At 50.2% G+C, this 19,823-nt stretch carries 21 protein-coding genes; 20 read left to right on the forward strand and 1 reads right to left on the reverse strand.

The genetic code is table 11. The features are described from left to right. On the reverse strand, nucleotides 1-479 hold a 479-nt coding region (locus tag B4H10_RS03555), incomplete at its 3' end, for an exodeoxyribonuclease III (RefSeq protein WP_292018188.1). A 155-nt stretch (nucleotides 480-634) separates the two neighbouring features. Here B4H10_RS03555 and B4H10_RS03560 point away from each other — a divergent pair. The 20 genes from B4H10_RS03560 to hslU all read left to right on the forward strand — a co-directional run bounded on the left by B4H10_RS03560 (nucleotide 635) and on the right by hslU (nucleotide 19,746). Then, a complete protein-coding gene (locus tag B4H10_RS03560; protein ID WP_059077222.1) occupies nucleotides 635-2,272 on the forward strand; it encodes a phosphoglucomutase in 1,638 nt (545 codons plus the stop codon). Nucleotides 2,273-2,372: 100 nt separating this feature from the next. Next, entirely contained in the window at nucleotides 2,373-2,645 is a 273-nt protein-coding gene (locus B4H10_RS03565; protein ID WP_059077223.1) for an ACT domain-containing protein, read from the forward strand. A 12-nt stretch (nucleotides 2,646-2,657) separates the two neighbouring features. Then, nucleotides 2,658-4,016: a PFL family protein gene (locus B4H10_RS03570; RefSeq protein ID WP_075582245.1), complete on the forward strand. Its 1,359-nt coding sequence runs from the start codon at nucleotides 2,658-2,660 to the stop codon at nucleotides 4,014-4,016. A 40-nt stretch (nucleotides 4,017-4,056) separates the two neighbouring features. After that, nucleotides 4,057-5,091, forward strand: a complete 1,035-nt coding sequence (locus tag B4H10_RS03575; RefSeq protein WP_292018189.1) for a glycosyltransferase family 4 protein — start codon at nucleotides 4,057-4,059, stop codon at nucleotides 5,089-5,091. Between the two features lie 39 nt (nucleotides 5,092-5,130). Continuing rightward, a complete protein-coding gene (wecB, locus tag B4H10_RS03580; protein ID WP_059077226.1) occupies nucleotides 5,131-6,279 on the forward strand; it encodes a non-hydrolyzing UDP-N-acetylglucosamine 2-epimerase in 1,149 nt (382 codons plus the stop codon). A 170-nt stretch (nucleotides 6,280-6,449) separates the two neighbouring features. Then, complete coding sequence (locus B4H10_RS03585) at nucleotides 6,450-6,692, forward strand: AtpZ/AtpI family protein (RefSeq protein WP_170087864.1); 243 nt, start codon at nucleotides 6,450-6,452, stop codon at nucleotides 6,690-6,692. 25 nt (nucleotides 6,693-6,717) lie between these two features. Next, on the forward strand, nucleotides 6,718-7,095 hold the full coding sequence (locus B4H10_RS03590; protein WP_059077227.1) for an ATP synthase subunit I: 378 nt from the start codon (nucleotides 6,718-6,720) through the stop codon (nucleotides 7,093-7,095). An 18-nt stretch (nucleotides 7,096-7,113) separates the two neighbouring features. Next, nucleotides 7,114-7,785, forward strand: coding sequence for a F0F1 ATP synthase subunit A (gene atpB / locus B4H10_RS03595; RefSeq protein ID WP_075582246.1), 672 nt, complete (start codon nucleotides 7,114-7,116; stop codon nucleotides 7,783-7,785). A 40-nt stretch (nucleotides 7,786-7,825) separates the two neighbouring features. Further along, nucleotides 7,826-8,071 (forward strand): F0F1 ATP synthase subunit C, encoded by a 246-nt coding sequence (gene atpE, locus B4H10_RS03600; RefSeq protein WP_059077229.1) that lies wholly within the window; start codon nucleotides 7,826-7,828, stop codon nucleotides 8,069-8,071. A 38-nt stretch (nucleotides 8,072-8,109) separates the two neighbouring features. After that, nucleotides 8,110-8,613, forward strand: a complete 504-nt coding sequence (gene atpF, locus B4H10_RS03605; RefSeq protein ID WP_059077230.1) for a F0F1 ATP synthase subunit B — start codon at nucleotides 8,110-8,112, stop codon at nucleotides 8,611-8,613. Then, nucleotides 8,610-9,179 carry a F0F1 ATP synthase subunit delta gene (locus tag B4H10_RS03610; protein WP_059077231.1) on the forward strand — a complete coding sequence of 190 codons (570 nt, stop codon included), beginning with the start codon at nucleotides 8,610-8,612 and terminating at the stop codon, nucleotides 9,177-9,179. Before atpF ends, B4H10_RS03610 begins: the two co-directional genes overlap by 4 nt. Continuing rightward, nucleotides 9,176-10,711, forward strand: a complete 1,536-nt coding sequence (gene atpA / locus B4H10_RS03615; protein WP_292018190.1) for a F0F1 ATP synthase subunit alpha — start codon at nucleotides 9,176-9,178, stop codon at nucleotides 10,709-10,711. Before B4H10_RS03610 ends, atpA begins: the two co-directional genes overlap by 4 nt. Nucleotides 10,712-10,714: 3 nt before the next feature. After that, complete coding sequence (gene atpG / locus B4H10_RS03620) at nucleotides 10,715-11,572, forward strand: ATP synthase F1 subunit gamma (protein WP_113856025.1); 858 nt, start codon at nucleotides 10,715-10,717, stop codon at nucleotides 11,570-11,572. 38 nt (nucleotides 11,573-11,610) lie between these two features. Beyond that, the gene (atpD, locus tag B4H10_RS03625; protein WP_059077234.1) at nucleotides 11,611-13,029 is read left to right on the forward strand and encodes a F0F1 ATP synthase subunit beta; all 1,419 of its coding nucleotides are present in this window, start codon (nucleotides 11,611-11,613) and stop codon (nucleotides 13,027-13,029) included. Between the two features lie 3 nt (nucleotides 13,030-13,032). Continuing rightward, on the forward strand, nucleotides 13,033-13,455 hold the full coding sequence (locus B4H10_RS03630; protein ID WP_292018191.1) for a F0F1 ATP synthase subunit epsilon: 423 nt from the start codon (nucleotides 13,033-13,035) through the stop codon (nucleotides 13,453-13,455). A gap of 78 nt (nucleotides 13,456-13,533) precedes the next feature. Beyond that, nucleotides 13,534-14,022 (forward strand): GNAT family N-acetyltransferase, encoded by a 489-nt coding sequence (locus B4H10_RS03635; protein ID WP_083237137.1) that lies wholly within the window; start codon nucleotides 13,534-13,536, stop codon nucleotides 14,020-14,022. A gap of 185 nt (nucleotides 14,023-14,207) precedes the next feature. After that, entirely contained in the window at nucleotides 14,208-16,481 is a 2,274-nt protein-coding gene (gene topA / locus B4H10_RS03640) for a type I DNA topoisomerase (protein WP_113856023.1), read from the forward strand. Beyond that, complete coding sequence (trmFO, locus tag B4H10_RS03645; protein WP_059077237.1) at nucleotides 16,471-17,781, forward strand: methylenetetrahydrofolate--tRNA-(uracil(54)-C(5))-methyltransferase (FADH(2)-oxidizing) TrmFO; 1,311 nt, start codon at nucleotides 16,471-16,473, stop codon at nucleotides 17,779-17,781. The genes topA and trmFO overlap by 11 nt, the downstream gene beginning before the upstream one ends. A 1-nt stretch (nucleotide 17,782) precedes the next feature. Then, nucleotides 17,783-18,322 carry an ATP-dependent protease subunit HslV gene (gene hslV / locus B4H10_RS03650; protein ID WP_059077238.1) on the forward strand — a complete coding sequence of 180 codons (540 nt, stop codon included), beginning with the start codon at nucleotides 17,783-17,785 and terminating at the stop codon, nucleotides 18,320-18,322. Between the two features lie 20 nt (nucleotides 18,323-18,342). Next, complete coding sequence (gene hslU / locus B4H10_RS03655; RefSeq protein WP_113856022.1) at nucleotides 18,343-19,746, forward strand: ATP-dependent protease ATPase subunit HslU; 1,404 nt, start codon at nucleotides 18,343-18,345, stop codon at nucleotides 19,744-19,746. Nucleotides 19,747-19,823: the final 77 nt, after the last annotated feature.

Raw genomic sequence — 19,823 nt, forward strand, 5'->3', positions numbered from 1 at the left:
TTGGTCTTGGGATTTTTCAGGTCGATTTCTTCGTGGGCAACGTTCAGGTCACCGCAGAGGATGACTGGCTTTTTCTCATTGAGTCCGGCCAGGTAGGCCCGGAAATCGTCTTCCCACTTCATGCGGTAATTGAGGCGGGCCAGTTCGCTCTGACTGTTGGGGGTATAGCAGGTGACGAAGTAGAACGTGTCGAATTCGAGGGTGATGAGCCGCCCTTCATGGTCATGTTCGTCCATGCCCATGCCGTAGTGGACCGACAGGGGATGGAGGCGGCTGAAGACGGCCGTACCGCTGTAGCCCTTGCGGTCGGCGTAATTCCAGTACTGTTCATACCCGGGCAGGTCCATGTCTATCTGGCCGGCCTGCAGCTTCGTTTCCTGCAGGGCGAAGATATCGGCGTCGAGCTGGTAGAATACATCCATAAATCCTTTTTTCATGACAGCGCGCAGACCGTTTACATTCCAGGAAATACATTTCATGAGATTTTGTCCTTTCTTTGCAATGAAGCTATAATATTTGTTCATTCTTTGTTATAATGGATTCATACAGTAAACAATAGGGTATTATCTATTATATGACGTTATTGTATAGAAATTTATAGGGATTGTCAAAATTAAGGAATCAGGTGATTGGTATGGCAGTACATGAATTAGCAGGTACGAAAGTCAGAAAAGAAGATTACATCGATTTGAAGGCAATTGCTGATGCCTACGCCCACATTATTCCGGATGTAGCGAATCCGGAATGCCAGGTGCGGTTTGGGACATCCGGTCACCGGGGGCAGGCCGGAAACGGCAGCTTCACGGCTGCTCATGTTGCCGCTATTACCCAGGCGGTATGCAATCTGCGGAAGACCTTTGGTGCCGATGGACCGCTGTTTGTCGGGGAAGATACGCATTATCTTTCTAAGCTTGCCTTTGAAACGGTACTGGGTGTACTGGCAGCTAATGACGTAGCTGCTTATATCGACAGTGAAGACGATTTTGTGCCGACGCCATCTGTTTCCCGTGCTATTTTACGGTATAACAAAGGGCGCCGGGACCATCTGGCAGACGGCATTATTATTACGCCATCCCACAATCCTCCGGAACACGGCGGCATCAAATACAATCCCACGAGCGGCGGACCGGCGCCTTCGGATATTACGAAAGCCATCGAAACGGAAGCCAACCGCCTGCTGGCAGGGAAGAACTGCGAAGTACGGCAGATTCCCTATGAACAGGCACGGGAAAGTTCCCTGGTGACGGGCTATGATTACAAAGGCCTGTACGTATCGGAATTATCATCTATCATTGATTTTGAAGCAATCAAAGGTGCCCATCTTCATATTCTTGTCAACGCACTGGGCGGGTCCGGGATGAATTACTGGCATGCTATTGCTGAACAGTATAGCCTTGATATGGATTTCGTCAACGATACGTATGATCCCCAGTTTACCTTCATGAATTACGACCATGACGGCAAGGTCCGCATGGACTGCTCTTCAGCCTATGTCATGTCATCCGTGACAAAGCAGAGCGGGGACTATGATCTCATCTTGGCCAACGATCCCGATTACGACCGTTTTGGCATTGTTTCCGGCAGTCAGGGGATGATTACGGCCAATGCCTATCTGACCGTAGCGTCCCACTATCTCATGACTCACCGTCAGTTTGACGGACTGGGGATTGCCAAGACTGTAGTGACGACAGACCTTCTGGCCCGTTCGGCTGCCTCCCTGGGCGTGCCGCTCTATGAAGTCCCCGTAGGATTTAAGTATTTTGGTTCCCTCTACAGTGATGGGAAGATTGCCTTTTCCGGTGAAGAAAGTGCCGGTGGTTCCTTTATCGCCAAAGACCGCAGCCTGTGGACGACCGACAAGGACGGCATGATCATGTGCCTCCTGGCAGCAGAAATCAGGGCCGTGACGGGTAAGCTGCCCCTTGCCTATTATGATGAGTTATGCCAGAAGCTGGGCCGGCCGTATGCCATGCGCAGTGATGCGCCGGCAACGCTTGCCGAAAAGGCCAAGATCAGCAGTCTCACCGAAGCCGATGTAGCCGAAAAGACGCTCTGCGGCAGTCCAATTACCGCCGTATTATCACATTCCCCCTATGGAAATTATGCCATAGGCGGCGTCAAAATCTGCAGTCCCGATGGCTGGATTGCGGCACGGCCATCCGGTACGGAAGACATGTACAAACTGTACGCCGAAAGTTTCGTATCTGAAGACCATGCGCGGAACCTGTTGGACGAAGGACGGGCGCTTATCAGCCGGGCATTAAAAAAATAATCAATAGTAATTTATCGCAGATTTATGCTATAATAGGGAAGAATGATCAAGAGGGGCATTCTATCTTGTCTCCGCATATAGAAAAGGAGTGGGCATCAGAATGAAAGTTGTCATTACAGTAGTCGGTGTAGACCGCACCGGCATCATTGCCGCTGTCAGCCAGATTATGGCAGAACATCAGGTAAATATTCTCACTATCAATCAGGTAATCCTCGACGGTATTTTCAATATGGCCATGATTGTAGATATGGATCAGGCGTCGGTGGATCTGGGTACGCTGCAGCAGCTGCTGAAGGAAAAAGGCGATACCCTGGGGGTAGAAATCCGGGCGCAGAATATGGAAATCTTTAACGCGATGCACCGTGTAGGATAGGAGGAAGAGAGAATGCTGACTATCCATGACGTGTTAGAAACAAATCAGATGATTCAGAAGCATAACCTGGACGTCCGCACCATTACGATGGGCATTAGTCTCCTCGACTGCTGCAGCAGTGACGGCAGGACACTCTGCAAAAATATTTATGATAAAGTGACCCGCTATGGGGAACATCTAGTACAGACCGGGGAAGATATTGCCAGAGAATTTGGCGTGCCCATCATCAACAAGCGTGTTTCCGTTACTCCCATCGCTCTGGTAGCCGGATGCAGTGATCTCGATAATTACGTCGAAATCGCCCGTACCCTGGATAAAGCGGCCAAGACGATCGGCATCGATTTTATCGGCGGATTCTCCGCTCTGGTAGAACGTGGCTATGCTGAAGGAGATAAGAAGCTCATCGCTTCTATCCCGGAAGCACTGGCCTGCACCGATCTTGTCTGCAGTTCTGTTGCCGTTGGCTCGACTAAGGCCGGCATTAATATGGATGCCGTCGCTGAAATGGGCCGGGTATTCAAGGAACTGGGGGAACTGACCAAAGATCAGGATGCTCTGGGCTGTGCCAAATTAGTCGTCTTTTCCAATGCCGTAGAAGATAATCCGTTCATGGCTGGCGCCTTTCATGGTGTTACCCAGGGTGACAGCTGTGTCAGCGTCGGCGTCAGCGGCCCTGGCGTCGTCAAACGGGCTTTGGAAAACGTCAAGGGCGAGCCTTTCGATGTCGTAGCGGAAACCATCAAGAAGACTGCATTCAAGATTACCCGTGTCGGTCAACTCGTAGCTCAGGAAGCATCGCGCCGGCTCCACGTTCCCTTTGGTATCATCGACTTGTCACTGGCACCGACGCCGGCCGTTGGTGATAGTGTGGCGGCAATCCTGGAAGAAATGGGACTGGAAAGCTGTGGTGCCTGTGGTACGACGGCAGCTCTGGCTCTCCTCAACGACGCCGTCAAGAAAGGCGGTCTTATGGCATCAAGCCGTGTCGGTGGCCTGTCGGGTGCATTCATTCCTGTCAGTGAAGATAAAGGCATGCTGGAAGCCGTAGGCCGGGGCAGCCTGAGTTTGGAAAAACTGGAAGCCATGACCTGTGTATGCTCCGTCGGTCTGGATATGATTGCCATTCCCGGCAGCACGACGGCTTCTACTATTTCGGCACTCATTGCCGATGAAGCTGCCATCGGTATGATTAACAACAAGACGACGGCCGTTCGTGTCATCCCTGTACCGGGCAAAGATGTGGGCGATACGGTCGAATTCGGCGGCCTTTTAGGTCATTGTCCTATTATTGATATTAATAAATATAAGTCTGATGCGTTTATTGCCCGTGGCGGCCGCATTCCGGCCCCGATGCGCAGCCTGACGAACTGACGGGCGGCATCGAGAATCCCTTTGAAAGTAGGCGTGTGTTGTGCTTGTATATTTTGTACCCTTTTTTATAGCATTGATTGTAGCGTATGCCCTGACGCCAAGCGTCAAGAAACTGGCTATCAAAGTGGGTGCTGTTGACAGACCCAATGCGAGGAAAGTTCATACTCATGTCATTCCCCGTCTGGGCGGTCTGGCTATTTATATCGGTTTTCTGGCCGGCGTCCTGTATTCCATGCCCATGAATCATGAAATGCTGGGATTATTGTTGGGATGTACGGCCATCGTCTGTGTCGGTATCTGGGATGATATCTGCAACATTCCGGCAAAAGTCAAACTGGTCGGACAGATTTTGTCGGCGGCGATTCCCGTCGTCTTTGGCATCCAGATTGAATGGCTGACCAATCCGTTTGGCGATTTAATCATCCTGCCGGAAGTCGTTGCCATTCCCCTGACCATATTCTGGATCATTGGTTTTACTAATACAGTCAACCTCATCGACGGCCTTGACGGCCTGGCTGCCGGCGTGTCCTTTATTGCGTCCATTTCGATGTTTCTCATGGCTGTCAGTATGAACCAGTACCTGCCGGCTATGATTATTATTTCTATGGCCGGGGCAGCTCTGGGGTTTTTGCAGTATAATTTCAATCCTGCCAAGATTTTTATGGGAGATACGGGTAGTATGCTCCTGGGGTATACCATGGCTGTAACGGCCGTGCTGGGACTGGTGAAGACGGCTGCGACGATTGCCCTGGTCGTACCGGTCATCGCCCTGGGCCTGCCTATCCTGGATACACTGTTTGCCATCATCCGCCGCAAGATGAGCGGCGTGCCTATTTTTACACCGGACAAGGGTCATCTCCATCACCGTCTGCTGGCACTGGGGATGTCCCAGAAGCAGGCCGTGCTCATCATGTATTGTGTCAGTATCGTATTGGGAATTGTGGCTATTTTTGTAGCTAATGTCAATTACAAAACCGGTATTTTGACCGTGGTAGTGGTTCTGGCGGTGATTATATATTCAGCAAAACGAATAGGAATACTGCATAAAACGACAAATTCTACTCATAAAGATTGATTTATGAGTAGAATTTGTTTAGTTCAAGGAGGTTTTTATATGCTTAAGGTAATGACTGTATTCGGAACGCGTCCGGAGGCCATCAAAATGGCGCCGGTCGTCCTGGAACTCAAAAAACATCCGGATCAGATTCAGACGGTCGTGGCCGTTACGGCCCAGCACCGGCAGATGCTGGATCAGGTACTGGATTTGTTCCAGATCCGTCCGGATTACGATCTGGATATTATGAGTCAGGGACAGACACTGTATGACATAACGACTCGTTCCCTGCAAGGGCTGAAGTCCGTTATGGAAGTGGAAAAACCGGATTTGGTTTTGGTACATGGTGACACGACGACGACTTTTGCCGGAGCACTGGCTGCGTATTATCAGCAGATTCCCGTAGGTCATGTCGAAGCCGGTCTGCGTACAGGAAATATTTATTCACCATTTCCGGAAGAAATGAACCGTAAGCTCACCGGAGCCATTGCGGCCATTCATTTTTCACCGACCATGACCGCCCGGGGTAATCTGCTGCGGGAAGGAATCGACAAAGATGCCATTTTTGTTACCGGCAATACAGTCATTGACGCCCTCATGACAACCGTCGATGAAGGATATGATTTTGAAGACGAAGAATTACAGTCGGTTGATTTCCAGAATCACCGTATTATTCTTCTTACGACGCATCGCCGTGAAAATCTTGGCGAACCCATGCGGCATATTTATAAAGCACTACGCCAGATCATTGAAGAAATCCCTGATACGGAAATCGTCTTCCCCGTTCACCGCAATCCGCTGGTGCGCAAGGTCGTAGAAGAAGAACTGTCCGGCGTAGATCGTATCCATCTCATCGAGCCGATGGAATACGAACCCTTTGCCAATCTGATGCATCACAGCTGTCTCGTACTGACCGATTCCGGCGGTATCCAGGAAGAAGCGCCGTCTTTGGGCAAGCCTGTCCTGGTCCTGCGCAATACGACAGAACGGCCGGAAGCAGTGGAAGCCGGTACGGTCCGCCTCATTGGAACTGACAGGGACCGCGTCTATGAAGAAACGAAACGGCTCCTTACGGATAAAGCGGCCTATGATGCCATGAGTAATGCTGTTAATCCCTATGGGGACGGACAAGCGTCGCGCCGCATTGTACAGGCTATCCTGTATACCTTTGGAAATAGTACTGAAAAACCAAATGAATTTACATTGTAACTTTACATACTTTTGCAGTAATTTTTATAAAACAGATTTTTTTTTAGTTTTATGACTAATATCTAAAAATTTATTGATTTTATGTAAGCCCCGTGATACAATAACTGTATTGCGGGACATGAATCCTATGCATGAAATATTGTAATGCAATGTATGCCGGGGTAAAGACTATGCAGAAAAAAGGCGAAAAGGAACCGGTGCGACTCCGGGATATCCTGGTCAGTGCCGCGTCTATGGGGCTGACACTCTGCGTCAGCCTGTGCATCGGCATTGCCTGCGGGTACTGGGTGGATACACAGCTGGGAACGATTCCCTGGGGGCTGCTCCTGGGAGGTATTCTCGGCGCAGTCAGTGGCTTCTGGTCTATTTTTAAAAAAGCCGTGCGCTTTATGAATGATCATCCGTCCCGTTAGAAAGAGAATAGGGCAGAGGACTCTTATGGAAGAATTTACGCGATATGTAAAAGTGACACTGCTCAGACTGCTGAGCCTGGCTCTAATGGTTACAGGACTGCTCCTTCTTTTGGGAAAAGCAGAATACCTCAGTGGCTGGCTGATCGGCTGTGCCATCAATGGCGTGTACTTTCTCATGTTGTGCAGCCGCTCTTTCCGGGCCATGAAGATGGACCCTGCTAAGGCATTCACCGTTCTCCGCGGTGGCGCGCTGATGCGCATACTTACCATCGTTCTGATACTTATTGTGGTGCTGCAGTTTCCCTCTGTCCGCATATGGGCAGTCGTTGCGGGCATCCTGACGTATCGGGTTCTCATATACTTCGAAGCGGCGTATCACGCCTGTATCCGAAGACATCTTTAAGGAAAGGAGGCGCTTATCATGGAGCTGCATACGGGTCATCATTTGATTTATCAACTGTTTGGCATGAATGTCAATATGGATACGCTGTACATGACCTGGCTCACGGCGGCTATCGTCATCATTATTACGCTGGCTGCGACGCGGGGCCGGTCACTGGTTCCTTCCGGTATCCAGAATGCAGTTGAAATTGTCGTTGAGGCACTCCTGGCACAGTTTAAGGAAACACTGGGGCCAAAGTGGGGACAGGTCGTATCAGTCCTTCTGACTATGTTCCTGTTTATCCTCGTCGGCAATGAATTAGGGCTGCTGCCCAGTCCGCACATCCTGACGTCGCCGACGAATGATCTCAATACGACGCTGGGCCTGGCCCTGGTATCATCTTTTATGGTACATTTTGTTGCTCTGCGCAACCAAGGTCTGAAAAAACACGTCAAACATTATTTTCAACCGTTCGCTGTATTTTTTGTCATCAACCTGCTGGAAGAATTTACAAAGCCTATTACGCTGGCCTTCCGTCTATTCGGCAATATCCTTGCCGGGGAAATCCTGATGGAAGTGCTGTACAAACTGGTCCCCGTCGGGGTACCTATCATCTGGTTGATATTCAGTCTGGTCATCGGCCTGATTCAGGCCTTTATCTTCACTATACTGACCACATCGTATCTGGCAGATTCCCTTAGAGAAGAGTAAGTGAAGACAAGTAACTCATACATCAAGGAGGATTATAATTATGGAATTAGTATTAGCATTATCCGCAATGGGCGCAGCTATTGGTATTGGTCTGGCAGCAATGGGTGCTGCTATCGGTGATGGTCACGCTGCATCGAAGATGCTCGAAGGTCTGGCACGTCAGCCGGAAATGGGTGGCAAGCTTCTGGTCAACTTCCTGATTTCTGTAGGTCTGATCGAATCTATGCCTATTATTGCAGCTGTTATCGCTATCGTGCTCGTATTTGCCAACCCTCTGGCAGGCTAAACTGTACCGGCACAGTTCGGTAAAAGGAGGAGAAAGTTTTGGTAGATATTAATTTTACACTGGTAATCCAGTTCATCAACTTCTTTGTCCTCGTCGCTATTTTAGCCAAGTTTGCATACAAGCCCATTTTAAAAGTGCTTGAAGACCGCAAGAACAAGATTGCTTCTGACCTTAGCAGTGCCGAAGAAGCCCGGCTTTCAGCGGAAAAACTGAAAGCCGATTATGAAGCACAGTTGCAGAAAGCCCATGCGGAAGCCCAGGCCATTGTGGACAAGGCTGTAAAACAAGCCGACAAGGAAGCGCAGGCTCAGCTCGATGCTATCCGTTCCCAGATTGCACGGGAAAAGGAAATCGCTCAGGCTGAAATTGCCAATGAACGGGAAGCAGCTATTCGCGAAATGAGAAATGAAGTAGTGACGCTGTCTATGGCTGTGGCAGAAAAACTGCTGAAAAAGAACATGGATACGGATATGAATCAAAAACTGGTAGCAGAATGCCTGAAGCAGTTTGACGGGCAGCATCCGGCAGGTAAGAAATCATGATTCCTGAAGCCGTGTACAGCAAATACAGCCAGGCTATGTTTGACATAGCAAAGGAACAGCACAAGATGGACGTGTACGGTGATGAACTGAAAGCCGTCCGCGATACGATACAGCTAAATCCGGAGCTGAAAAAGTTCATCCATCATCCGCTGGTTCCGCCCCAGTCGAAGAAAGAAACACTCCACGCTATTTTTGCTGATGACGTGTCCCCTGTTGTCCTGCAGTTTCTCTACGTCATGATAGACCGGCGCAGGGAAGCGGCCATCATCGCAGCTATCGACGGGTTTATCGATTTGGCCCGTGCGGCTCAGAATATCGAAGTTGCGAAGATCCGCCTCGTAAAACCGCTGTCAGCAGAAGAGGAAAAACAATTGGTCGCATCTCTGGAAAAGATGACTGGCAAACATATCGAACCGCTGTATTATATGGATCCTTCCATTATCGGCGGTATGATTGTCCAGATAGGCGACCGGCTAATAGACGGCAGCCTGAAGCGGCAGCTTACAGATATGCAGCATTCCCTGCTTCAGTCTGACGTAATGAATGAGGTGACGGACGAAAAATGAAAATGAAGCCAGAAGAAATAACGGCTATAATCAAAAAACAAATCGAAGACTACAACGTCGAAATGAACGTCGATGACGTAGGCACCGTCCTGGAAGTCGGGGACGGCATAGCGCATATATACGGTTTGGATAAGTGCATGTCCGGGGAACTCCTGGAATTGCCTCATAATGTGTATGGCCTGGCCATGAACCTGGAAGAAGACAACGTAGGTGCCGTCCTTCTCGGGGATGACGAACTCATTAAAGAAGGCGATACGGTACGCCGGACGGGCAAGGTTATGAGTGTTCCTGTCGGTGATGCCATGATAGGCCGCGTCGTCAATCCCCTGGGAGCTCCTATTGATGGCAAGGGCGCCATCAAGGCGACGGAATACCGCCGCGTCGAAGTCGTTGCTCATGGTATTGCTGAACGTCAGCCGGTCAAGCAGCCGCTCCAGACAGGGTTGAAAGCTATCGACTCTATGGTTCCTATCGGACGGGGCCAGCGTGAATTGATCATCGGTGACCGCGGTACCGGTAAGACGGCCATTGCCATCGATACGATCATCAATCAGAAAGATACAGGCGTCATCTGTGTCTATGTCGCCATCGGACAGAAAGCTTCTACTGTTGCCCGCGTTGTACGGACATTGGAAGAACACGGAGCCATGGCATATACTATCGTCGTTGCCGCTACGGCTTCTGACGGCTCGCCGCTTCAGTACCTGGCACCGTATTCCGGCGTATCCATGGCTGAATACTTCATGCATCAGGGCAAGGACTGCCTCTGTGTATATGATGATTTGTCCAAGCATGCCCAGGCGTATCGAGCCATGAGTCTGCTGCTCCGTCGTCCGCCAGGACGTGAAGCTTATCCGGGCGATGTATTTTACTTACATTCCCGTCTGCTCGAACGAGCTGCCAAATTGTCTGATGAACTGGGTGGCGGTTCTATTACAGCCCTGCCAATCATTGAAACACTGGCAGGCGACTTATCCGCTTATATCCCGACCAACGTCATTTCAATCACCGACGGCCAGATTTTCCTGGAAACGGAATTATTCAACTCCGGTGTACGGCCTGCTATCAACGTCGGCCTCTCCGTATCCCGTGTCGGCGGGTCTGCTCAGATCAAGGCCATGAAGAAAATTGCCGGCACACTCCGTCTGAGCCTGGCACAGTACCGCGAACTGGCAGCTTTTGCCCAGTTTGGATCGGACCTCGATAAGAGCACCAAAGCCCAGATTGACGCCGGTGAACGGACGATGCAGATGCTGATCCAGCCACAGTATCAGCCGATGCCCGTCGAAGACCAGGTCATTCAGATTTATGCAGCCGTCAAAGGATATCTCATGCCTGTAGAAGTAGAAGATGTGCAGGCATTTGAAGACCAGCTCATCAAATTCATGCATGCCAACTATCCCGAAGTCGGTGCAGATATCAAAAAGACAAAAGAACTCGGTGCAGATAATGAAAAAGTTCTCAAAAAGGCAATTGTGGAATTTACCAAGCAGTTCGGTACGAGCCATAAGCTGATTAAAGAGGAGGAATAGTCTATGCCGAGTGCACGCGAAATAAACCGTCGGATTAAATCCGTAACGAATACGCAGCAGATTACAAAGGCTATGAAGATGGTATCCTCCGTTCGTCTGCGCCGTGCACAGGAACGCGCTCTGGCAACTGCTCCTTTTACTGAAAAAATGGAAGGGATGCTGCAGCGTCTGTCGGCAGCTATACCGGGAGAAAATAATCCGTTATTTATCCAGCGTGATGTAAAGCGTACGTGCTACATCATCATCGGCTCCGATAAAGGCCTGGCAGGAGCTTTCAATTCCAACATCAATAAGGAAATGGTAAGCCTACTGAAAGACAAGCCCCGCTCTGCGTCATATCTCATCGTGACGGGACGCAAGCCGGTGGATTATCTGAAGCATCTTCGCATTACGCCCGATTATAAACGGACGGGCTTTTCTGACAAGCCGAATTTCGGCCATGCCCAGAATCTGGCGCGGAAAGCGACGGAAGAGTTCCTCGCCGGTAACGTTGATGAAGTGTACCTGGTGTATACGAAGTTCAAGTCTGCCCTGTCACAGGTCGTGACACAGACGAAGCTGCTGCCCATCGAACCTTCCGTATCGGAAAAAAGCGGTCCTTCGGAAGAATACCTCTTTGCCCCCGATGCTGGTCAGGTTTTATCGACTCTGCTGCCGCAGTATATCGATATGGTCATTTATAATGGCCTCCTGCAGTCTGCAGCCAGCGAATTGGGAGCACGTATGACGGCCATGACCGGTGCGACCGATAATGCCGGTGAATTGATTGAAAAACTGACCGTTCATTATAATAAAGTCCGTCAGGCCGGTATTACCAACGAACTGACGGAAATCGTCAGCGGTGCCAATGCACTGCAGTAAGGACGAAGGAAAATCTAAATAAGGAGGAGAGCCTCTTCATGAGCAATACAATTGGGAAAGTAATTCAGGTCATCGGCCCTGTCGTTGACGTCCGCTTTGCGAGCGAAGAAGACCTGCCGGCTATATATAACGCCATCCATATTACCGGCGGTACGGGCGATCAGGCGATTGACCTGGTAGCAGAAGTCATGCAGCATCTGGGCGACGATGTTGTCCGCTGTGTAGCCATGAGCTCCACAGATGGTCTGGTGCGTGGCATGAAAGCAGAAAATACAGGCGGCCCGATCAAGGTACCTGTCGGAGAAGGCGTGCTGGGCCGGATTTTCAATGTCCTGGGCCAGACAGTCGATAAAGTAGATAAGAAGGTTGAAGCTGACGATTACTGGCCTATCCACCGCCCGGTACCAAAATTTGAAGACCAGGCTACGGGTACGGAAATTTTTGAAACAGGGATCAAAGTCGTTGACCTCATCTGCCCCTATGCCAAAGGCGGCAAAATTGGCCTCTTCGGCGGTGCCGGCGTCGGCAAGACCGTCCTCATCATGGAACTGATCCACAATGTAGCTACCGGCCACGGCGGCTATTCTGTATTCACCGGCGTTGGTGAACGGACTCGTGAAGGCAACGACTTGTGGAATGAAATGAAGGAATCGGGCGTCATCGATAAGACGGCGCTGGTATACGGCCAGATGAATGAACCGCCAGGAGCCCGTATGCGTGTTGGCCTGACGGGACTTACGATGGCGGAATATTTCCGCGATAAGGAACACAAAGATGTACTGCTCTTTATTGATAACATTTTCCGTTTCATCCAGGCCGGTTCGGAAGTATCGGCTCTGTTAGGCCGGATTCCTTCGGCTGTTGGCTATCAGCCGACACTGGCAACCGATGTCGGTGCCCTGCAGGAACGGATTACATCGACGAAGAACGGATCTATTACGTCTGTACAGGCCGTATACGTTCCTGCCGATGATTTGACAGACCCGGCTCCGGCAGCTACTTTTGCCCATCTGGATGCGACGACCGTCCTGTCCCGCCAGATTGCCGAACTCGGTATTTATCCTGCCGTGGATCCCCTGGATTCGACATCCCGTATCCTCGACCCCCACGTATTAGGGGAAGACCATTACAATACGGCCCGTGCCGTACAGGCTATCCTGCAGAAATACAACGATCTGCAGGACATCATCGCTATCCTGGGTATCGACGAACTGTCAGAAGAAGATAAGCTGACCGTAGCCCGTGCCCGTAAAATCCAGCGTTTCCTGAGCCAGCCTTTTGCCGTTGCCGAACAGTTTACAGGACAGCCGGGCCGGTATGTTCCGCTGAAGGAAACAATTGAAGGGTTCAAGGAAATCCTGTCGGGCAAATGCGATGATATGCCGGAACAGGCCTTCTATATGGTCGGTAACATCGAAGAAGCATATGAAAAAGCCAAAACTCTGAAAGGAGAATAAGGCATGGCAGAAACAGGCAAAACAATCCACCTGGAAATTATCACGCCTGATGCTGCTGTCCTGAACACGGATGTCAGTTTTGTTCTCGTCCGTGCCCTCGATGGCGACCTGGGTATCATGCCCGGTCATGCTCCGCTCATTGCTTCTTTGCGTATCTGGCCGCTGGTTTACGAAAAAGATGGCAAGCGTAATTGTGTCTGCGTTGCTTCCGGTTTCCTGGAAGTCAATGGCAATACCATAACGGTCATTACACCGGCGGCAGAACTGCCGGCAGCTATTGATCTGGACCGGGCAGAACGATCCCGGGCCAGAGCGGAAAAACGCCTGCAGGAAAAGAAAGAAAACCTCGATGAAGCCAGAGCGCAAGCTTCTTTGAAACGAGCGCTGCTGCGTATCGACGTGGCTCATAAATATGGTGGAAAATAAGACAAAGGGGACTGCCGCAGGTGCGACAGCCCCTTTTCAAATTTTCATGATAAAAAAGAAAGGGATGGCTTGAATCTCATGATTACGATCCGTACTGCCACGCTTCAGGACCTGGACGCCGTAACTGCTGTAGAAGCAGCATGTTTTCCTCCGGCTGAAGCGGCATCGAAAGATGAATTTTACGACCGCCTGACCTATTATGCCAATCATTTCTGGCTCCTCTTTGAAGGAGATACGCTCATATCTTTTGTCGATGGCATGGTCACCGATGACAAAGACCTGACCGACGACATGTACGCCCGGGCCGCACTGCACAATGAACAGGGGGCATGGCAGATGATCTTTGGTGTCAATACTATGCCTTCGTATCGTAAAAAGGGCTATGCCGGACGGCTTCTCCAGGCTGCAATTGCCGATGCCCGCCGTCAGAAAAGACGCGGCTTAGTTCTGACCTGCAAAGACCGGCTCATCTCTTATTATGGAGAATTTGGATTTCTCGATGAAGGGGTGACCAGCAAATCGGTCCATGGCGGGGCCATTTGGCATCAGATGCGTCTGACCTTTTGAGGATGATTCCTGTTGCGCCATGCACGGTATTTTTGATCATCTGCCATAGCGGGCAGACAGTTTTCTTACAATAGAGGTTGAACCTGCAGAGATTATAGTGTATCATGGATAACTGAATATACATAGGTTTATAATCATGCAGAATCTATACGATACTATGATACACAGAGAGTTGGGATATAGGGATGTTAGAATTTCCAATTAAACGAACGATTGTCATTGACGATAAGAAAAAGAAAGGCCGGGGCCGTAAAAAAAAGGGCAGCGATGAAAAAATGGTCATAAAGGGTACGGTCCATCTGCCGGAAAAGCAGCCTTTGAAGAAAATGGATCCCCTGCCTAAAAATGCCAAAAACCTGGTTATCGTGGAATCACCGGCCAAGGCGAAGACAATTGAACGCTTCCTGGGAAGTGACTACAAAGTCATGGCCAGCCGGGGCCATCTTCGCGACCTGCCACGCAATCAGTTCGGTGTTAATATTGAAGATAATTTTACGCCGACCTATACCAATATGTTCGATAAGCGTAAACTCATCGAAGACCTGCAGAATGAATACGTCCGCTCCAAAACCGTTTATCTGGCAACTGACCCGGACCGAGAAGGGGAGGCTATTTCCTGGCATCTGGCTCACTTGCTCGATATGGACCCCCAGACTTCGTGTCGTGTCATGTTCCATGAAATCACCAAGAAAGCTGTTCTGGCAGGAATGGAACATCCTCAGCCCATCGACCTGAAAAAAGTGGATGCCCAGCAGGCACGGCGCGTCCTCGACCGCATCGTAGGGTATAAGCTGAGCCCGCTCCTCTGGAAAAAGGTCTGTAAGGGACTCAGTGCCGGCCGTGTCCAGTCTGTAGCCGTACGGCTTATCTGCGAACGGGAAGAAGAAATCAAGGCCTTCGTACCAGAAGAATATTGGACTGTAGAAGGCACATACAAAACAGAAGACGGGCTGGAACTCCATACAGAACTGGCAAAGATTGACGGGAAAAAGGCGGCCATAGAAACGGGGGACCAGGCAGCTGCCATCGCTTCTGCCCTGCAATGGGAAAAAGGGAAAGCTGACGGTCATGAACCGGACCGTATTGAAAAGGTAGAGAAACGGAAACGCAAACGTCAGCCTCAGCCGCCGTTTACGACGTCTACGATGCAGCAGGAATGTGTCAGCAAGCTCAATTTCGGTGCCAAGAAGACGATGATGCTGGCCCAGCAGCTTTATGAAGGCCTCGATATCGGCGAACACGGTCATGTGGGGCTCATTACCTACATGCGTACCGATTCTGTCCGTATTAATGATGATATGGTGCAGAATGCCCGTGATTTTATTACGGCAACCTATGGGAAAGAGTATATTCCGGCTAAACCACATGTTTACAAAGCCAAACAGTCCAGCCAGGATGCTCACGAAGCTATCCGGCCGACGTCGCTGGAACTGACGCCGGACAAAGTAGCGCCGTATCTGTCGCGGGACCAGCTGCGCCTGTATACTCTTGTCTGGAACCGTTTCCTGGCCAGTCAGATGGCTCCTGTAGAAACGGAACATATGACTATCGTCATCATGAGCGGATCTTATGAACTGCGGGCTGCTGGGTATACCGTCCTGTTCAAAGGATTTACGGAACTGTATGAAGATGCAAAGAAAGATAAGACTCTATCGGTGCTGCCGGCTATTGAGGCGGGTACGATAGTACATAATCAGACCATTGATACGATTCAGCATTTTACTCAGCCGCCTGCCCGCTATACCGAAGCCAGCCTGATTAAAACGCTGGAAGAAAAAGGTATCGGCCGTCCGAGTACGTATGCGCCGATTATGGATACCATCCAGAACCGCAATTATGTCGAAAAGAAGGATAAACAGTTCGTTCCGACTGAGTTGGGCGTCATTATCGTCGATCTGTTGAAAAAATTCTTTGAACGGATTATCAACGTCAGCTTCACGGCTCACATGGAAGAAGAACTGGATGCCATCGAACAGGGAAAGGACACCTATGTCCACGTTTTGAAAGAATTTTATGATGTCTTTGAACCGGAAATGGAAGCGGCCGAAGAAGGAATGGAAAAAGTCACCATTGCCGGACAGGATTCAGGTGAAGTATGTGAACTTTGCGGAGCTCCTATGGTGTATAAATTCGGCAGATTTGGCAAATTCCTGGCCTGTTCTAATTTCCCTGAATGTCACAATACAAAGGCTATCGTCGATGATCTGGGCATTACCTGCCCCAAGTGCGGCAAGGGGACGCTCATCCGGCGCAAGTCCAAGAGGGGCCGCGTCTTTTATGGATGCAGCCAGTATCCGGAATGTGATTTTGTCTTATGGAACCAGCCGGTAGACAAACGCTGCAAGCTTTGTGGCAGCATCATGACTATCAAACATTATAAAAAAGGTCCGGATAAGCTCTTTTGCAGTAATCCGGAATGTGAAAATCATAAAAAGGGTGAAGAAGTGAATGAAGAATAGTGTACTCGTCATCGGCGCCGGCCTGGCCGGTTCGGAAGCGGCTTGGCAGTTGGTACAGCGGGGCATCCCCGTCGAACTGGTGGAAATGCGTCCGGTCAAACCGTCTCCGGCCCATCATACGGCCCTCTTTGCTGAGCTGGTCTGCAGTAACTCTCTGCGGGCTGCCAATATTGAAAATGCCGTCGGTCTCCTGAAAGAAGAAATGCGCTGTCTTGGGTCGCTCATCATGGAAGCGGCTGATACACACCGCGTACCGGCCGGGGGAGCACTGGCAGTAGACCGGGTCCCTTTCAGTCAGTATATTACCGATCATCTCCAGAATCATCCCCTGGTTACGGTCCGTCATGAAGAAGTTTCCCACCTTCCCGATGATCAGATATGCATCATCGCCACGGGGCCGCTGACCAGCCCGGCTATGACCGAGACCATCCGCCAGATGACGGGAGAAGAATATTTTCATTTTCACGATGCTGCAGCGCCTATCGTGACGGTAGAGTCGCTGGACATGACTAAAGTATACCGGGCTGCCCGTTATGGCAAGGGCGGTGCCGATTATCTGAACTGTCCGTTTACGAAAGAAGAATACGAAGCGTTCTGGCAGGCCCTGACGACGGCAGAATGTGCCGAACTTCACGATTTTGAAAAAAATGATGCCGTGTTTGAAGGATGCATGCCTGTAGAAGTCATGGCTGCTCGTGGCATTGATACCCTGCGGTTCGGTCCTATGAAGCCCGTTGGCCTTGAAATTCCCGGCACAGGGGAACTTCCCTATGCGGTCGTACAGCTTCGTCAGGATAATGGCAGTGCAACTTTGTATAATATTGTCGGCTTCCAGACACATCTCAAATTCCCGGAACAAAAGAGGGTATTTTCCATGATTCCCGGCCTGGAATCGGCAGAATTTGTCCGCTATGGTGTCATGCACCGCAATTCCTATATCAATTCTCCGGAACTCCTCGACGCGACCCTCCAGTACCGGAAAAACAAACACGTGTTTTTCGCCGGCCAGCTGACTGGTGTCGAAGGGTATCTGGAATCGGCATCGATGGGGCTCCTGGCAGGAATCAACGCCGCCCGGCTGCTGCAGGGAAAATCCTGCCTGACCTTTTCCAAGCGTACGGCTATAGGCGGCCTGAGCCAGTATATTTCATCGCCTCATGACAATTTCCAGCCCATGAATATTAATTTTGGTATCATGGAACCGCTGGGAATTAAAAAACGGATGAAAAAGAAGGAAAAGAATGGCCTTCTGGCTAAACGGGCACTGGAAGAAATTGATGCAATGAAGGAGAGTATTTGACATGACAACAGAATTTCATGCTACGACTATATGCGCCGTCCAGCGGGACGGCAAAACGGCCATTGCCGGTGACGGACAGGTCACTATGGGCAATTCGGTCATCATGAAGGGGACGGCCCAGAAGGTCCGCCGCCTGTATCATGGTAAAATCGTCAGTGGGTTTGCCGGATCCGTAGCCGATGCCTTTACCCTGTTTGACCGCTTTGAAGATAAACTAAATGAACATAACGGCAACCTGGTGCGTAGTGCCGTCGAACTAGCCAAGGACTGGCGGTCTGACAAGATACTGCACAAGCTGGAAGCCCTGCTCCTCGTGGCAGACAGCCAGCGCATCCTGCTCATTTCCGGCAACGGTGAAGTCATCGAACCCGATGATGGCGTACTGGCAATCGGCTCGGGCGGTAACTATGCCCTGGCATCGGCCCGCGCCCTGCTGCAGAATACGGACCTGTCTGCCCGGGATATTGCAGAAAAATCTCTTCATATAGCAGCAGATATCTGCGTTTACACCAATCATAATGTAATCGTAGAAGAAATATAAACGTAGGAAAGAGGTATAGCATGAACGAAATCGAATTGACGCCAAAGCAGATTGTCGCTGAACTGAATAAATACATCGTTGGCCAGGGTGAAGCCAAGAAATCCGTCGCCATTGCCCTGCGCAACCGTTGGCGCCGCAAAAGGCTGAGCGAGGATATGCAGAATGAAATCATTCCCAAGAATATCCTGCTCATCGGGCCGACCGGCGTAGGCAAAACGGAAATCGCCCGCCGCCTGGCCCGCCTGGTAGGGGCTCCGTTTATTAAAGTCGAAGCGACGAAGTATACAGAAGTAGGCTATGTAGGCCGGGACGTGGAACAGATTATCCGCGACCTCGTTACCAATGCTATCCGTATGGTACAGGAACAGGAAAGCCAGCGTTATGAACAGAAAGCCGAAGAAGAAGCCAATAAGCGCATTTTACAGGTCCTGTGGCCGAAGAAGAAAAGTGTGACCGAAAAGGTCCCCAACCCGATGGATGTCTTCTTTTCCTCCGACGATGAAGGGGAAGAAAAAGATGTGCCCAAACAGCTGGAAGAACCTATGTCTGGCCGCCGTCAGCAGATGTTCGATGATATCTGCCAGCACAAGATGGATGACCGGGAAATCGAAGTGGAAGTAGCCGAACAGGAACGGACTATCCAGGGTATCCTGACAGGCAATTCGACGGAAGAACTAACGAATAATTTCCAGGAAATGCTGGGTAGTATCCTGCCGAAGAAGAAAAAGAAGAAAAAAATGACCATTGCCAAGGCACGGGAAGTTTTCAAGGAAGAAGAACTGGAAAAATGTCTGGATATGGATGTCATCGTCGATAAAGCTATCGAAGCGACAGAAGAAGCTGGTATCGTATTCATCGATGAATTCGATAAGATTGCAGAAAAAGGCCGTTCCAACGGTCCGGACGTATCGCGCGAAGGCGTACAGCGGGATATTCTGCCTATCGTCGAAGGGGCTACGGTCAACACGAAATACGGTCCGGTCAAGACGGATCATATCCTGTTTATTGCCGCCGGGGCCTTTCACGTGTCCAAGCCGAGCGACCTTATCCCTGAATTGCAGGGCCGGTTCCCTATCCGCGTCGAACTGCAGTCGCTTACAGTCGATGATTTCCGCCGCATTTTGACGGAACCGAATCAATCTCTGGTCAAACAGTATACGGCACTTTTGGCAACTGATGGCGTGACTCTCGAATTTACAGATGACGGTATCAATGCCATTGCCGAATATGCCCATCGTGTCAATCAGGAAACGGAAAATATCGGCGCCCGCCGCCTCCATACGATTCTGGAAAAAATTCTGGAAAACGTTGCATACGAAGCGCCGGATATCGAAACGAAGCATATCATCGTCAATAAAGACTTCGTAGCGGATAAACTGAACGATGTCGTACAAAATGTTGATCTGAGCCATTACATCCTCTAATAACAGGATAAGGCCCGGTTGAGACCACACATAGTATAAACAAATCAAAACCTGCCTGAGGTTGTATCTCCGGCAGG

This window comes from Megasphaera sp. UBA4382, assembly GCF_002391155.1.
Taxonomy (GTDB): Bacteria; Bacillota; Negativicutes; order Veillonellales; family Megasphaeraceae; genus Megasphaera; species Megasphaera hexanoica.

Bases quoted from the DNA above. Each gene is read 5' to 3' on its own strand.
- atpG (WP_113856025.1), top strand. From the start codon at position 10,715: ATGCCGAGTGCACGCGAAATAAACCGTCGGATTAAATCCGTAACGAAT.
- B4H10_RS03630 (WP_292018191.1), top strand. From the start codon at position 13,033: ATGGCAGAAACAGGCAAAACAATCCACCTGGAAATTATCACGCCTGAT.
- B4H10_RS03560 (WP_059077222.1), top strand. From the start codon at position 635: ATGGCAGTACATGAATTAGCAGGTACGAAAGTCAGAAAAGAAGATTAC.
- hslV (WP_059077238.1), top strand. From the start codon at position 17,783: ATGACAACAGAATTTCATGCTACGACTATATGCGCCGTCCAGCGGGAC.
- B4H10_RS03610 (WP_059077231.1), top strand. From the start codon at position 8,610: ATGATTCCTGAAGCCGTGTACAGCAAATACAGCCAGGCTATGTTTGAC.
- wecB (WP_059077226.1), top strand. From the start codon at position 5,131: ATGCTTAAGGTAATGACTGTATTCGGAACGCGTCCGGAGGCCATCAAA.
- atpE (WP_059077229.1), top strand. From the start codon at position 7,826: ATGGAATTAGTATTAGCATTATCCGCAATGGGCGCAGCTATTGGTATT.
- hslU (WP_113856022.1), top strand. From the start codon at position 18,343: ATGAACGAAATCGAATTGACGCCAAAGCAGATTGTCGCTGAACTGAAT.
- topA (WP_113856023.1), top strand. From the start codon at position 14,208: ATGTTAGAATTTCCAATTAAACGAACGATTGTCATTGACGATAAGAAA.
- B4H10_RS03635 (WP_083237137.1), top strand. From the start codon at position 13,534: ATGATTACGATCCGTACTGCCACGCTTCAGGACCTGGACGCCGTAACT.
- B4H10_RS03565 (WP_059077223.1), top strand. From the start codon at position 2,373: ATGAAAGTTGTCATTACAGTAGTCGGTGTAGACCGCACCGGCATCATT.
- atpD (WP_059077234.1), top strand. From the start codon at position 11,611: ATGAGCAATACAATTGGGAAAGTAATTCAGGTCATCGGCCCTGTCGTT.
- B4H10_RS03590 (WP_059077227.1), top strand. From the start codon at position 6,718: ATGGAAGAATTTACGCGATATGTAAAAGTGACACTGCTCAGACTGCTG.
- atpA (WP_292018190.1), top strand. From the start codon at position 9,176: ATGAAAATGAAGCCAGAAGAAATAACGGCTATAATCAAAAAACAAATC.
- B4H10_RS03585 (WP_170087864.1), top strand. From the start codon at position 6,450: ATGCAGAAAAAAGGCGAAAAGGAACCGGTGCGACTCCGGGATATCCTG.
- atpB (WP_075582246.1), top strand. From the start codon at position 7,114: ATGGAGCTGCATACGGGTCATCATTTGATTTATCAACTGTTTGGCATG.
- trmFO (WP_059077237.1), top strand. From the start codon at position 16,471: ATGAAGAATAGTGTACTCGTCATCGGCGCCGGCCTGGCCGGTTCGGAA.
- B4H10_RS03570 (WP_075582245.1), top strand. From the start codon at position 2,658: ATGCTGACTATCCATGACGTGTTAGAAACAAATCAGATGATTCAGAAG.